At 72.7% G+C, this 13,834-nt stretch carries 13 protein-coding genes; 5 read left to right on the forward strand and 8 right to left on the reverse strand.

Features of this window, described 5'->3' with window-relative positions; genetic code table 11:
* Positions 1–91: 91 nt before the first annotated feature.
* The 4 genes from ABZU25_RS09010 to pgsA form a co-directional block, all read right to left on the reverse strand.
* The gene (locus tag ABZU25_RS09010; RefSeq protein ID WP_355028781.1) at positions 92–586 is read right to left on the reverse strand and encodes a hypothetical protein; all 495 of its coding nucleotides are present in this window, start codon (positions 584–586) and stop codon (positions 92–94) included.
* A gap of 94 nt (positions 587–680) precedes the next feature.
* A complete protein-coding gene (locus ABZU25_RS09015) occupies positions 681–1,841 on the reverse strand; it encodes a glycosyltransferase family 4 protein (protein WP_355028782.1) in 1,161 nt (386 codons plus the stop codon).
* 58 nt (positions 1,842–1,899) lie between these two features.
* Positions 1,900–2,832: a phosphatidylinositol mannoside acyltransferase gene (locus tag ABZU25_RS09020; RefSeq protein WP_355028783.1), complete on the reverse strand. Its 933-nt coding sequence runs from the start codon at positions 2,830–2,832 to the stop codon at positions 1,900–1,902.
* 46 nt (positions 2,833–2,878) lie between these two features.
* On the reverse strand, positions 2,879–3,508 hold the full coding sequence (gene pgsA / locus ABZU25_RS09025) for a phosphatidylinositol phosphate synthase (protein ID WP_355028784.1): 630 nt from the start codon (positions 3,506–3,508) through the stop codon (positions 2,879–2,881).
* 249 nt (positions 3,509–3,757) lie between these two features.
* On the opposite strand from pgsA, the gene ABZU25_RS09030 reads away from it, so the two are divergent.
* The gene (locus ABZU25_RS09030) at positions 3,758–5,911 is read left to right on the forward strand and encodes an elongation factor G-like protein EF-G2 (RefSeq protein ID WP_355028785.1); all 2,154 of its coding nucleotides are present in this window, start codon (positions 3,758–3,760) and stop codon (positions 5,909–5,911) included.
* A gap of 311 nt (positions 5,912–6,222) precedes the next feature.
* On the opposite strand, the gene ABZU25_RS09035 is transcribed toward ABZU25_RS09030, so the two are convergent.
* A complete protein-coding gene (locus tag ABZU25_RS09035) occupies positions 6,223–7,281 on the reverse strand; it encodes an aldo/keto reductase (RefSeq protein WP_355028786.1) in 1,059 nt (352 codons plus the stop codon).
* Positions 7,282–7,378: 97 nt separating this feature from the next.
* Between ABZU25_RS09035 and ABZU25_RS09040 the strand changes: the two genes are divergently transcribed.
* A complete protein-coding gene (locus ABZU25_RS09040; RefSeq protein ID WP_355028787.1) occupies positions 7,379–7,606 on the forward strand; it encodes a hypothetical protein in 228 nt (75 codons plus the stop codon).
* A 49-nt stretch (positions 7,607–7,655) separates the two neighbouring features.
* On the opposite strand, the gene ABZU25_RS09045 is transcribed toward ABZU25_RS09040, so the two are convergent.
* Positions 7,656–8,168: an HIT domain-containing protein gene (locus ABZU25_RS09045; protein WP_355028900.1), complete on the reverse strand. Its 513-nt coding sequence runs from the start codon at positions 8,166–8,168 to the stop codon at positions 7,656–7,658.
* A 179-nt stretch (positions 8,169–8,347) separates the two neighbouring features.
* Here ABZU25_RS09045 and ABZU25_RS09050 point away from each other — a divergent pair, with 179 nt between their 5' ends.
* The gene (locus ABZU25_RS09050) at positions 8,348–9,076 is read left to right on the forward strand and encodes a D-Ala-D-Ala carboxypeptidase family metallohydrolase (RefSeq protein ID WP_355028788.1); all 729 of its coding nucleotides are present in this window, start codon (positions 8,348–8,350) and stop codon (positions 9,074–9,076) included.
* An 18-nt stretch (positions 9,077–9,094) separates the two neighbouring features.
* Here ABZU25_RS09050 and thrS read toward each other — a convergent pair whose 3' ends face one another.
* Positions 9,095–11,104: a threonine--tRNA ligase gene (gene thrS, locus ABZU25_RS09055; protein ID WP_196927348.1), complete on the reverse strand. Its 2,010-nt coding sequence runs from the start codon at positions 11,102–11,104 to the stop codon at positions 9,095–9,097.
* Positions 11,105–11,291: 187 nt separating this feature from the next.
* Here thrS and ABZU25_RS09060 point away from each other — a divergent pair, with 187 nt between their 5' ends.
* Positions 11,292–12,146 (forward strand): DUF1775 domain-containing protein, encoded by an 855-nt coding sequence (locus ABZU25_RS09060; protein WP_355028789.1) that lies wholly within the window; start codon positions 11,292–11,294, stop codon positions 12,144–12,146.
* On the opposite strand, the gene ABZU25_RS09065 is transcribed toward ABZU25_RS09060, so the two are convergent.
* Positions 12,126–13,046: an ADP-ribosylglycohydrolase family protein gene (locus ABZU25_RS09065; protein ID WP_355028790.1), complete on the reverse strand. Its 921-nt coding sequence runs from the start codon at positions 13,044–13,046 to the stop codon at positions 12,126–12,128. The two genes, ABZU25_RS09060 and ABZU25_RS09065, sit on opposite strands and share 21 nt — an antisense overlap.
* A 73-nt stretch (positions 13,047–13,119) precedes the next feature.
* On the opposite strand from ABZU25_RS09065, the gene ABZU25_RS09070 reads away from it, so the two are divergent.
* Complete coding sequence (locus tag ABZU25_RS09070; protein ID WP_355028791.1) at positions 13,120–13,809, forward strand: response regulator transcription factor; 690 nt, start codon at positions 13,120–13,122, stop codon at positions 13,807–13,809.
* Positions 13,810–13,834: the final 25 nt, after the last annotated feature.

Genomic DNA, 13,834 nt, shown 5'->3' on the forward strand with positions numbered 1-13,834 from the left:
GGGGTGGCAGCGAAAATGCTACGCGCGGGTCAACGCCGCACCGACAGCCAATCAGACCCCCGGTGGCCTGCCCTGTGGCCCTGATCACCGGTCAGGTGGCGGGGACGTCCGCCGGAACGGTGAGCGTCGGGTCGTCGATGTCGAAGTAGCGCGGCCACTCCCGGCCCCGTTCCATCCGCAACAACCGCACCAACGGTCGGCTGCGCGCCGAGCGGGCGTCCCGAACCAGGTCGGTGTGCACCTGCCGGGACAGGGCGAGCCGGCGACTGGCGGCGATGACCGCACCACAGTCCGGATCGCCCGGATCCAACTGGACGCCCCGCAACTGCCGGGTCAGGTCGTTCTCCGCCGCCTCCCGCTCGTCCGGACTGGCGTCCAGGGCGCTCCGGGCCGCCGCGTACAACTCGACACCGAAGCGCCGCTCGGCCAGCACGGCGGCCGCCGCGGCCCGGCGCAGCAGATGGGCGTCGAGGGCCCGAGCCGCCAGCTCCGCGCGGCCCTGCAACCGCTCCACCCGGCCGGCGGTCCAGACGAGGTACGCCGCGACCAGCCCCAGGACCACGATCGCGGCCACCACCCACCACATGTGCCGCATCGTAGTGCTGCTCCGTTTCGCCTCCGATTGGGCGCGGCCACACCGGTCACCCCGGTCGTCGTCCGCACCATCCGTCACACCCGGCTCAGCCCAGCCCCACCCACTCCTGGTCGATGACCCGCCCGTCGGTTGCCTCGATCGCCGCTGCGTATACCTCCAGAACACGGCGAGCAACCACCGGCCAGTCGAAATTCGCCACGACCTGATCGCCGCAGGCGCTCAGCGCGGCCCGCCCGGCCGGGTCGTCAAGCAACTCGGTCACCGCGTGGCGCAGCCCGGCCGGGTCACCGGTGGGGAAGAGCCGACCGGCGCGCCCACCGTCGAGCACCCGCCGGAACGCGTCCAGGTCGCTGGCGACCACAGTGGTACCGGCGGCCAACGCCTCGGTCAGGATCATGCCGAACGACTCGCCGCCGGTGTTCGGTGCCACGTAGAGGTGCGCACTGCGCAACATCCGCGCCTTGTCCGGTTCGGTGACCAGGCCGAGGAACGTGACCCGCTCGTGCAGCTCGGCCGGGAACTGGTCGTACAGGTCGTCCGGGTCACCCGGGCCGGCGACGAGCAACCGCAGCCCGGGCCGGGTGGCGGCCATCGCCACGAACGCGTCGCGCAGCACCGGGAAGCCCTTGCGCGCCTCGGTGAACCGGCCCAGGAAGCCCAGGGTGCCGCCGGTGCCCGGGGCGCACTCCCCCGGCCAGCCCGGCAACGGCTCGGCGTCGGCGAACTTGGCCACCGCCACCCCGTTGGGGATCTCCACCGCGCCGCCGTCCATGTGCTCGACCTGCACCTTGCGGGCCAGCGCACTGACCGCGATCCGGGCGGTGATCCGCTCCAGCACGATCTGCAGCACACCCTGCGCGGCGGCCAGCACCCGCGAACGGGTCATCGCGGTGTGGAACGTGGCCACCACCGGGCCGCGCGCGGAGAGTACGGCCAGCAGCGACAGGCTCAACGTGAGCGGCTCGTGCACGTGCAGCACGTCGAAGTCCCCGTTGGTGATCCAACGCCGGACCCGGGCGGTGGAGACCGGGCCGAACGCGATCCGGGCCACCGAGCCGTTGTACGGCAGCGGCACGGCACGACCGGCGGACACCACGTACTCCGGCAGCGGCGAATCCTCGTCGGCCGGAGCGAGCACGCTGACCTCGTGGCCGAGCGCGATCAGCGCCTCGGCCAGGTCCATCACGTGGTTCTGCACCCCGCCGGGGACATCGAAGGAATACGGGCACACGATGCCGATCCGCATGCGTCAGCGCCTCCCGCCCTCGACAGCGGAACACCGTCCCACAGTGCCCACCACCTCCTCAGGCCTGACCGGCGGCCGGGGAGGGCCGCGCCGCGCCGCCCCCCGACCCCCGCTGGTCCAGCCACATCCGCTGCATCATGTGCCAGTCTTCCGGATGCCGGGCGATGCCCGCCGCCAGACGGTCGGCGATCAGCTGGGTCAGCGACCGGACCCGCTGGTCCAGAGGCCCCACCTCGGGCCCCGGCACCGGCAACGGGCCGGCGAGCGACGCGCACGCGGCATCCGGTTCGTACCACATCGAGGCCACGTAGAGCGGCGCGCCGGTGTGCAGGGCGAGCAGCGCCGGCCCGGCGGGCATCCGGGTCTTCCCACCGAAGAAGTCCACCTCAATCCCACGGGCGGAGAGGTCCCGGTCGGCCAGCAACGGCGCCACCGCACCGGCACGTACGCGGTCCAGCAGCACGTCGAACGCCGGGCGCGGCCCACCGTGGGTCGGCAGGATCTCCATCCCGAGGACCTCTCGGAACGCCAGGAAACGCTTGTAGACGCCCTCCGGTTTGAGCCGCTCCATGACTGTGGTGATCGGCCAACCGGTGGCCGCCACCCAGGCGCCCGCGGCGTCCCAGTTGCCGGCGTGCGGCAGCGCCACCACCGCGCCCCGGCCGGCGGCCACGTCGGCGGCGAGCAATTCCGCGCCGTCGAGGCGGAAGCCGGACAGGATCTGCGCACGGCTCAACGCGGGCAGCCGGAACGCCTCCATCCAGTACCGGGCATACGAGCGGAGCCCGCGCCTGACGAGATCGTCCAGCTCGGCCTCGGGCAGCTCCGGGCCGACCACCCGGCGCAGGTTCGCGCGGAGTCGGGCCGTACCCCCTCCGGGGCGGCGGTGGGCGCGGTCCGCGCCCGCCTGGAACGCCGCCGCCACCAGCGGCCGGGGTAGCGCGCGGACCACCCGCCAGCCGGCGACGTAGCCCAGCTCGGTGAGGTTCACTCGGCCCGGCCGCCGGTCGTCCGGCGCCGGGCCGCCACCGCGCCGCTCACGCCTGGCCGTCCGGCTGGAGCTGCTGGGCCTGGCGGTAGACGTGCGCCATCCGCTGCCCCACCGTGAAGATCGACACTGCGGCGAGCAGCCAGAGCGCGATCTCCAACGCCGGGTCGACGTGGAGGCCGGTGAGGATTCCGCCTACGCCGACGATCAACAGCCGCTCGGTGCGCTCGGCGATGCCCACGTTGCAGGTCATGCCGAGCCCTTCGGCGCGGGCCTTGACGTAGGAGACCAGACTGCCGGCGGCCAGGCAGACCAGCGCGGCCGCCACCCCGGAGTGGTTGCCCTGCGTGGCCAGCCAGTACGCGACAGCGCCGAAGACGGCGCTGTCGGCGACCCGGTCCATGCTTGAGTCGAGGAACGCGCCGAATTTGGTGGAGCCGCCGCTCATCCGGGCCATCGTCCCGTCGAGCAGGTCGGTGAGCGCGAAAACGGTAACGATTAACGCGCCCGCGACCAGATGGCCGCGAGCACCGAAGCCGAGCGCGCCGACGAGCACACCAACGGTGCCCGCGACGGTGACGGCATTGGGGGTGACGCCCGAGCGCAGCAGGGCGCGGGCAATCGGCTCGACGACGCGGGTCATCCCCGCGCGGGCCGACACTTGGAAGATCTTCGCCATGGCGGTCCCCACGATAACGGTCCGCCCAGCTCCGGCGATACGGCCGCCCCTTCGACCCGCCCGGGAGAGGCTTGTGCCTACCCGACAACGGGTGTGAGATCGAGCCGGAGGGTGAGCCAGCTCACCCGTCCACCCGTCCCGTTCCCGCTGTGCGGCAGACCACCGGAGGATATCGCCGCGCACTCGCCCCGGGCCGCTTACCGTCGCGCGGCGGTCGCCACCCACCACCGGCTGAGGGAGGTGCGCCCCATGGCGCAGAAGCATGAGAAGGGTTCCACCGGCGGCACGCCGGTGGTCACCGAGCCCGAGCGGGTACGCAACGTCGTGCTCGTCGGGCACTCCGGAGCGGGCAAGACGACCCTCGTCGAGGCCCTGCTCGCGGCGACCGGCACGATCGGCCGGGCCGGCACCGTTGTCGACGGCACCACGGTCGGTGACCACGACCCCGCCGCCGTACGCCAACAGCGGTCGGTCAGCCTGTCCTGCGCACCGCTGCTGCACAACGGCATCAAGGTCAACCTGCTGGACACCCCCGGGTACGCCGACTTCGTCGGCGAACTGCGCGCCGGGCTGCGGGCCGCCGACGCCGCCCTCTTCGTCGTCTCCGCGGCGGGCGGCATGGACGCGGCCACCGTCGCCCTGTGGGAGGAGTGCGCGGCGGTCGACCTGCCCCGCGCGGTCGCGGTCTCCCGACTGGACCAGCCCCGCGCCGACGTCGACGAGACGGTGGCGCTCTGCCAGCGCCTCTTCGGCGACAACGTGATGCCCCTCTACCTGCCGATGCTCGGCGACGACGGGGTGTCCACCGAAGGGCTGCTCGGCCTGATCACCCGCCGGGTCTTCGACTACACCGCCGGGCTTCCCGCCGACGTCCGCGATCCCGACCCCGAGCACCAGCGGGCTATCGACGAGTCCCGCGACGAGCTGATCGAGGGAATCATCGCCGAGAGCGAGGACGAGACCCTCATGGACCGCTACCTCGACGGCGAGGAGATCAGCGACGAGGTACTCATCGACGACCTGGAGAAGGCCGTCGCCCGGGGGCACTTCTACCCGGTGGTGCCGGTCTGCGCCGGGACCGGGGTCGGGCTGGACGTGCTGCTGGAGGTGCTGACCGCCGCGTTCCCGTCGCCGTTGGAGCACGAGTTGCCGGCGGTGACCGGCGTGGACGGCTCGCCCCGCCCGCCGCTGACCTGCGACCCGGACGGGCCGCTCGTCGCCGAGGTCGTCAAGACCACAGTCGACCGGCACGTCGGTCGGGTCTCGCTGGTCCGGGTCTTCTCCGGCACGCTGCGCCCCGAACAGACCGTGCACATCTGCGGGCACGGGATGACCGAACGCGGCCACCCCGATCATGACGCCGACGAGCGGGTCGGGCACCTCTACACCCCGCTGGGCGCCACCCTGCGGGAGGTGCCGTTCTGCGTGGCGGGCGACATCTGCGCGATCACCAAGTCGGGCACTGCCGAGACCGGCGACACCATCGCGGCCAAGGACGACCCGCTGCTGATCGCCCCCTGGGAGATGCCGGAGCCGCTGCTGCCGGTAGCGGTCGCCGCCCGCAGCCGCGCCGACGAGGACGCCCTGGCCCGCAACCTCGCCCGGCTGGTCGCCGGCGACCCCACACTGCGGCTGGAGCGCAACCCGGAGACCCACCAGTTGGTGCTCTGGTGCATGGGCGAGGCGCACGCCGACGTGCTGCTCGACCGGCTGCGCGCCGGCGGCGTCGAGCTGGACACCGAGCCGGTCAAGGTGTCGCTGCGCGAGACGCTGACGGTGCCCGCGAAGGGGCACGGCCGGCACGTCAAGCAGTCCGGCGGGCACGGCCAGTACGCGGTCTGCGACATCGAGGTCGAGCCCCTGCCCCCGGGCAGCGGCTTCGAGTTCGTCGACCGGGTCGTCGGCGGCGCGGTGCCGCACACCTACATCCCGTCGGTGGAGAAGGGCGTCCGCGCCCAACTGGAGCGCGGCCTGGTCGCCGGCCACCCGGTGGTGGACCTGCGGGTGACCCTGGTCGACGGCAAGGCGCACAGCGTCGACTCCTCCGACGCGGCCTTCCAGACCGCCGGCGCGCTGGCCCTGCGGGACGCCGCCGACCGTGGTCAGCCCGCGCTACTGGAGCCGATCGACGAGGTCACCATCCGGGTGCCGGACGGCTCGGTGGGCGCGGTGCTGGGCGACCTGTCCGGCCGACGCGGCCGCGTGCTCGGCACCGAACCGGACCCGGACACCGAGGGCCGCACCCTCGTCCGCGCCGAGGTGCCGGCCACCGAGCTGCTGCGCTACGCCGTCGAGCTGCGTTCCATGACGGCCGGCACTGGCACCTTCCGCCGCCAGTTCGTCCGCCACGACCCCATGCCCGCCCACCTCGCCGACCAGATCCGCAAGGAACACACTCCCTGACCGCGCTCCGCCCCGCCCGGTCCCGTCGATCCGCGAGGCACCACCAGTCATGATCGACGGGGGCGGCGAGGCGGGTTGGCCTGCCCCTGTCCACACCCTGTAGAGCTGCCCCAGAGGTGGGGCAGCACTACCCGCGAGCCGAGACCTGACCGAGCCGCCGCCCCAGATACGGGGCAGCTCTACAGGAGACCGCACCGACATGTGGGGGTGCGCACCCGAGTCCCGACGCGGTGACGGCGCGGACCGGACGGGTGCGGGTCGGACGGGTGCGGGTCGGACGGGTGCGGGTCGGACGGGTGCGGGTGTTCCGCTCAGGGGTGGATGGTGGGGTGCGTGGGCGGGGGCCAGTGGGGGCGGTCGGCGTCGAGCAGGGCGGCGGTGCGCAGAGCCGCCAACTGGCGCTCCACCTCGACGAACTGGTCCGCCGGCAACGGGCCCCGGTGCAGCGCGGCGGCGTTCTCCTCGACCTGGGCGACCGTACGGCAGCCGGGGATCGGGATGGTGCGGCCGCTGCGCGCCCAGATCCAGCCCAGCGCCCCCTGGGCGAGGGTGCGCCCATCGGCGGTGAGCGCCGCGCGGACGGCGCCGACCCGACGCAGCCACTCCGGTGCGGGCCGGCCCCCACGGAACCACTCCAACCAGCCGGGGGCCAACCCGCGTACGTCGTCGCGGGGCAGCACCGACCCGGCCGAGTACTTGCCGGTGAGCAGCCCCATCCCCAGCGGGCCCCGGTTGACGCTGGCCAGGTCGTACTTGTCGCAGACGGCGAGCAGCTCGGGGGCGTCCCGCAACACCGACAGGGTGTGCTGCACGGCGGTGGCGTTGGCGGCGGCGTGACCGAACGCGGTGGCCCGGTCGGGGCGGTCGGTGCTCCACCCGTACGCCCGGATCAGGCCCTCGGCCACCAGGTCCTCGCAGGTGCCGACGAGCGCCTGTGCCCGCGGCACCGGCAGGTCGGCCAGGTGCAGCTGGTAGAGGTCGATCCGGTCGGTGCCCAACCGGCGCAGCGAGTCGGTCACGGCCCGGCGCAGGTACCCGGGCGACGCGTCCTCCCCGGTGGCCTGTCGGCTCGCCTCGTCGAAGGTGTAACCCCACTTGGTGGCGATCACGGCCTCGTCCCGGCGGCCCGCGAGCGCTCGGCCGAGGACCCGCTCGCCGTGCCCGGCGCCGTACGTGTCGGCGGTGTCGAAGAGCGTGATGCCCTCCTCGAGTGCCCGGTGAACCGCCCGCACGGACTCGTCGTCGTCGACCGCGCCCCAGCCCAGCGGTTGGACGCCCTCCGCCCAGGGCCCGCCGATCGCCCAGCACCCCATGCCGAGGGCGCTGACCTCGATGCCGCTGCGCCCCAACGTCCGTGTCGTGACTGCCATCGGCCGATCGTGCCACCTCCACGGGCCGGGGCGTAGCAGATCCCGGGGCCGGAATCGCGGATGCGAGCCGACCGGCCGGTGCGGCATGATCAGCCACATGCGGAGGCTGGGTGTGGACATCGGCGGCGTGCTCATCGAGCCGGCCGACGGGGATGCCGACACCTCGTTCTTCGGTGCGCACTACCTGCGGACCCCCATGGTCGACGGGGCGTTCGACGCGCTCGCGGCGCTCGGCCCGACGTTCGACGAGGTGCACCTGGTGTCCAAGTGCGGCGAGGCCACCGAGCGGCGCAGCGTGCAGTGGTTGCTGCTGCGCGCCGACTAGCCGTGCCCGGCGCGGACGGTCGCGTAGCCGGACATCGGGTGGCCGCTGGTCAGGACGGCCAGGCGCGGGCGAGCAGGTCGCGGGTGTCGCCGAGCAGTTGCGGCAGGACCTTCGTGCGGCCGATCACCGGCATGAAGTTCGCGTCGCCGCCCCAGCGCGGCACCACGTGTTGGTGCAGGTGCGCGGCGATCCCGGCGCCGGCCACCCCGCCCTGGTTCATGCCCAGGTTGAAGCCGTGCGCGTTGCTCACCTTGCGGATCACCCGCATCGCGGTCTGGGTGTACGACGCCAGTTCGGTGGTCTCCGGCACGTCCAGGTCGGTGTAGTCGGCGACGTGCCGGTAGGGGCAGACCAGCAGGTGCCCCGGGTTGTACGGATAGAGGTTGAGCACCACGAAGACGTGCTCGCCTCGGGCCACCACCAGGCTGTCCTCCGGCGGCAGCTTGGGCGCCCGGCAGAACGGGCAACCGGTGGGCTTCTCGTAGCCCTCGGCCGGGCGGTCCTCGCCGGATATGTAGGTCATCCGGTGCGGCGTCCAGAGCCGCTCCAGGCCGTCCGCCATGCCGCCGGTGTCCGTGTGCCGTTCCGCCCCTGTCACGAGCCGATCCTACGGAGCCATCCCGTCGAGTCGCGACACCCGCCGCCGGGAAAACTCCTTGCTGCAAATTCTTGACGGATCAATGCCAAAACCTGAAGATTCCATGCATCCAGAACCGTGCATGTATCGATGGAGGGTCACCCATGATCCGACGGCTCGGCCGGCTCCTCGCGGCACTCGCCCTGACCGCCGCCACCACAGTGGCCGGCATCACCCTCACCGCCGGCACCGCACAGGCGGACGGCTGCTACACCTGGGGTCGCACCCTGTCCCAGGGGGCGTCCGGCGAAGACGTCCGGCAACTCCAGATCCGGGTCGCCGGCTACCCCGGCTACGGTGCCGTGCTCACCATCGACGGCGCGTTCGGGCCGGCCACCCGCTCGGCGGTGATCCGCTTCCAGCAGGCGTACGGGCTGCCCGCGGACGGCATCGCCGGCCCGCAGACGTTCAACCGGCTCTACGCCCTGCAGGACGACGACTGCACACCGGCCAACTTCAGTTATCCCGAGCTGAACAAGTGCAACAGCGACTGGTCCGGCGGTGCGGTCGCGGCGAGCACCGCGCGGTCCAACGCGCTCGTCTCGATGTGGAAGCTCCAGGCCCTGCGGCACGCCCTCGGCGACGTGTCCATCTCGATCAGCAGCAGCTTCCGCAGCTACGCCTGCAACAGCGCGGTCGGCGGGGCGTCCAACAGCCGGCACCTGTACGGGGACGCGGTGGACCTGGTCGGGTCACCGTCGTTCTGCCGGCTGGCCCAGCAGGCCCGCTACCACGGCTTCGGGCAGATCCTCGGCCCCGGCTACCCGGACCACAACGACCACACCCACGTGGCGGCCGTCGGCGGCTGGTCGGCGCCGAACTGCGGCATCTGACACCGGGGCTTGATCGCGTTACTCGGCGGCGGCGGAGGGGCCGATGTTCGTCCGTGAGCTGACCACGTCCAGGACGTGGGTCACCGCCTCGGCGATCGGCACCCCGTTGCGCTGGGAGCCGTCACGGTATCGGAAGGACACCGTGCCGGCGGCGACGTCGTCGTCACCGGCGATCACCATGAACGGGATCTTCTGCTGCTGCGCCGTACGGATCTTCTTCTGCATCCGGTCGTCACCCGCGTCCACCTGGGCCCGGATCCCCTCGGCGCGCAGCGCCGCGACGAAGCCGTGCAGGTAGTCGGTGTGGTCCTCGCGGATCGGGATGCCGACTACCTGCACCGGGGCCAGCCAGGCGGGGAACGCGCCCGCGTAGTGCTCGGTGAGCACCCCGAAGAACCGCTCGATCGACCCGAACAGCGCCCGGTGGATCATGACGGGCCGTTGCCGGCTGCCGTCGGCGGCCTGGTACTCCAGGCCGAACCGCTCCGGCTGGTTGAAGTCGACCTGGATGGTGGACATCTGCCAGGTCCGGCCGATCGCGTCCCGCGCCTGCACGGAGATCTTCGGCCCGTAGAACGCCGCGCCGCCCGGGTCGGGCACCAGGTCCAGGCCGGAGGTCGCGGCGGCGGTCCGGAGCGCCTCGGTGGCCTCCGCCCAGTCCTCCTCGGCCCCGATGAACTTGGGCGAATCGTCCCGGGTCGACAGCTCCAGGTAGAAGTCGTCCAGACCGTAGTCCCGCAGCAGGTCCAGCACGAAGCTGAGCAGCGCGGACAGCTCGCCGGCCATCTGTTCGCGGGTGCAGTAGATGTGTGAGTCGTCCTGGGTCAGGCCACGGACCCGGGTGAGGCCGTGCACCACGCCGGACTTCTCGTACCGGTAGACCGTGCCGAACTCGAACATCCGCAGCGGCAGCTCCCGGTACGACCGCCCGCGCGACCTGAAGATCAGGTTGTGCATCGGGCAATTCATCGCCTTGAGGTAGTAGTCCGCGCCCTCCAGCTGCATGGGCGGGAACATGGTGTCCGCGTAGTACGGCAGGTGACCGGAGGTCTGGAACAGCTGCGCCTTGGTGATGTGCGGGGTGTTCACGAACTCGTACCCGGCGGCCTCGTGGCGCTGGCGGGAGTAGTGCTCCATCTCGCGGCGGATGATGCCGCCCTTGGGGTGGAAGACCGCCAGGCCGGAGCCGATCTCGTCGGGGAAGCTGAACAGGTCGAGGTCCGCGCCGAGCTTGCGGTGGTCGCGCCGGGCGGCCTCCTCCAACAGCTTCAGGTACGCCTTGAGTTCGTCGCGGGTCGGCCACGCGGTGCCGTACACCCGCTGCAACTGCGGGTTCTTCTCCGAGCCACGCCAGTAGGCGGCGGCCGAGCGCATCAACTTGAACGCGCCGATCAGGCGGGTGGTCGGCAGGTGCGGGCCCCGGCACAGGTCCGACCAGCAGACCTTGTCCTCCTTGGCGTCGAGGTTGTCGTAGATGGTCAGCTCGCCGCCGCCCACCTCCATCACCTCGTCGGTGTCCAGGCCCTCGCCCTTGACCTCGATCAACTCCAGCTTGAACGGCTCGTCGGCCAGCTCGGAGCGCGCCTCGTCCAGGCTGCCGAAGCGGCGACGGCGGAACCGCTGCCCGGACTTGATGATCTCCTGCATGCGCTTCTCGAGCTTGCTGAGGTCATCGGGCTGGAACGGCTTGTCGACGTCGAAGTCGTAGTAGAAGCCGTTCTCGATGGGCGGGCCGATGCCCAGCTTGGCCTCGGGGAAGATGTCCTGCACGGCCTGGGCGAGCACGTGCGCGGTGGAGTGGCGCAGCACGTTGAGCCCGTCGGGCGAGTCCAGGCTGACCGGCTCGACGACCGTCTCCTCGGCCGGCGACCAGTCCAGGTCGCGCAGCTGACCCTGCGGGTCACGGACCACGACGATCGCCTTGGGGCCGTTCGCGGGCAGTCCGGCCGCGGCCACCGCGTCGGCCGCCGTGGTCCCGGCGGCGACGACGACGGGGTCGGCCACGGCGGGGGTACGGGGTGCGGACACGGTGACTCCTCCAAGCGGTACGAAACGGTGCCGATCCTCGGCTCCTGCCGATGCTATCGGTCGCGCTGTCCCCGATCGGGAACGGCACCTTCCTCACGGCCGCGTTGAACCTTTCGCACCTCGGAGCCGAACTACAGGGTGTGGCCGGAACCGGTGTCGGTCGCGCGGACACGGATGGGGGCACGAGATGGCGAGCACGTACGGCGGCGAGCGCCGGCGGCGGGTCGTGGCGGTGACCGCGCTGACCGCCGCCGGGCTGCTGCTCTGGCCCAGCGCGGCACAGGCGGCGGACGTGACGACCACCCCGACCCAGGCTCGGCAGGGCGACGCCGTACGCCTGGAGTTCACAGTGCCGGAGGAGCGGGCCGGTACGAAGACCAACCAGATCGAGGTCCGGTTGCCGGTCGACGCGCCGATCGCCGAGGTCTACCCGATGTCGGTGAACGGTTGGGCACCCCGGATCAGCTCCCGCACCCTGGACAAGCCGGTGGCGGGCATCCACTCCTCCGGGGTGAGCACTGTGACCACCGCGGTGACCTGGGTCCGGGTGGGCGAGAGCGACAGCGGCCCGGCCCGGCTGGCACTGTCCATGGGACCGATGCCGCAGGCGGAGCGGCTCACCTTCGAGGTCGTCCAGACGTACGCCGATGGCACTGTGGTCCGGTGGGCGGACGCCGCCGGTCCGCACCGGGCCCCGGCGCTCACCCTGCTGCCGGCGGCGCCCGGCGCGGCGGGCCCGGCCGCCCACGGTGCACACGGCGGCCCGGCGGCCGACCCGCCAGCCGCAGCGGACAGCGGTGTCGACGCCCCGGCCGCTGGTGCGGGTGGTGCTGGCGAGGAGTCCGGCAGCGCCGACGGGATGTTGGCCGCCGGCCTGCTGGCCGGGCTGGGCGGCGGTGCGGCGATCGGTTGGCTGGTCAGCCGGTGGCGCCGACGCGACCCGGCCGAGGCCACGGCGCTGGCCGAGGTGACCGGCAGCGCGGACGAGGACGAGGCCGCGACGCCCGCCGAGGTGACCGCGTCAGGGCAGCCAGGTAGGTAACGGCTCGCGGGCGGCCAGCCACGACTCGGGCACGCCGCCGGGGGTGCCGACACCCGTGTACGCGGCCACTATCGCTCCGACGATGGCGGCGGTGGTGTCCATGTCACCGCCGGCCTGGACGCACCTCCGGATCGCCGCCGGATAGTCGTCGAGGTGGGTGGCGGCCACCCAGAGGGTGAACCCGACGGTGTCCTGGGCGGTCACCCGGGAGCCGTTGCCGAGTTCCGCCACCACCCGGTCCACCGGTCGGCCGAGCAGCCCGGCCGCCCGGCTCACGCTCCGGTGCACCTCGGTGCCCGGCTCCAGCGCGGCGGCGATCCCGGCGAGCAGGCGCTGGGGAGCCGGCCGGTGCCCGTCGAGGCGGCCCCGGGCGGCAAGCGCGGCGGCCACGGCCACCGCCACGGCCCCGGCGATCCCCTCCGGGTGCGCGTGGGTCACCTCGGCCGAGGCGCGGGCCTGCGCCGCGGCACGGGCGGTCGAGTCGGCGAAGTACGCGCCCAGCGGGCCGACCCGCATCGCCGCGCCGTTGCCGCAGGAGCCCTGGCCGTCGAAGGCGGATGCGGCGGCCAGCGGCCAGGGGGTGCCGGTACGGATCAGCCGCAGGATCGCCAGCGCGCCAGCGCCGTAGCCCCGGCGCGGAGCACACCGCTCGGCGAAGGCCAGGGCCAGCCGGTCGGGGTCGACGCCGCCGGAGTGGGCCAGCTCGGCGAGGACCGAGCAGGCCATCTCGGTGTCGTCGGTCCACTCCCAGGGGGTCGGCGGCAGTGCGCCCGCGGTGAGATCCGGGGACGCGGCCCCCGGCATTAAGTACTGCGCGCCGAGCGCGTCGCCGGTGGAGAGACCTGCGAGGCTGTCCCGGGCGAGCGCCAGACGGGCATCGACGAACAGGGTGAACGACATCGTCGTACCAGCTTGCCCGCTCGCCAGGCACGTCGCAATGCGATCAACTTGCCAGGCCCAGTACCGTCTTGTCGTGGCCTCCGTGCTCCTGGTCGAAGACGATCACGTCGTACGCGGCGCGATGCTGCGGTCCCTCACCGACCGGGGGCACGCCGTGCACGCCGTGGGTACGGCGTTGGACGCCCTGCGCCGGGTCGCCGCGGAGACACCTGACCTGGTGGTGCTGGACCTCGGCCTGCCCGACCTGGACGGCTCGGACGCGCTGCGGATGCTGCGCGGCATCACCGACATCCCGATCATCATCGCGACCGCCCGGGACGACGAGCAGTCGGTGGTCAAACTGCTGCGTGCCGGGGCCGACGACTACATGGTCAAGCCGTTCACCGGGGCGCACCTGGACGCCCGGATCACCACCGTGTTGCGGCGGGCCGGACGGGCCAGCCGGACGGTGCAGCCGGCGGTGCACAGCGTCGGCGGCCTACGGGTGGACGTGGGCGAGCGCAGCGCCCAGCTCGACGGGGAGCCGCTGGCGCTGACCCGCAAGGAATTCGACCTGCTGGCCTATCTCGCCGCACGACCCGGGCGGGTAGTGTCCCGCCGGGAACTCTTGGAGGAGGTATGGCGGCAGCCATCGGTCGGCGAGGACCAGACCATCGACGTTCACCTGTACTGGCTCCGCAGAAAGATGGGCGAGTCCGCGGCGAAGCCGCGCTACCTGCGCACCGTGCGGGGGGTCGGATTCCGGCTGGTGGCACCGGACTGAGGACGGCGCTGGCCCTGCTCACGGC

The sequence above is a fragment of the Micromonospora sp. NPDC005215 genome (genome assembly GCF_040607915.1).
Lineage (GTDB): Bacteria > Actinomycetota > Actinomycetes > Mycobacteriales > Micromonosporaceae > Micromonospora.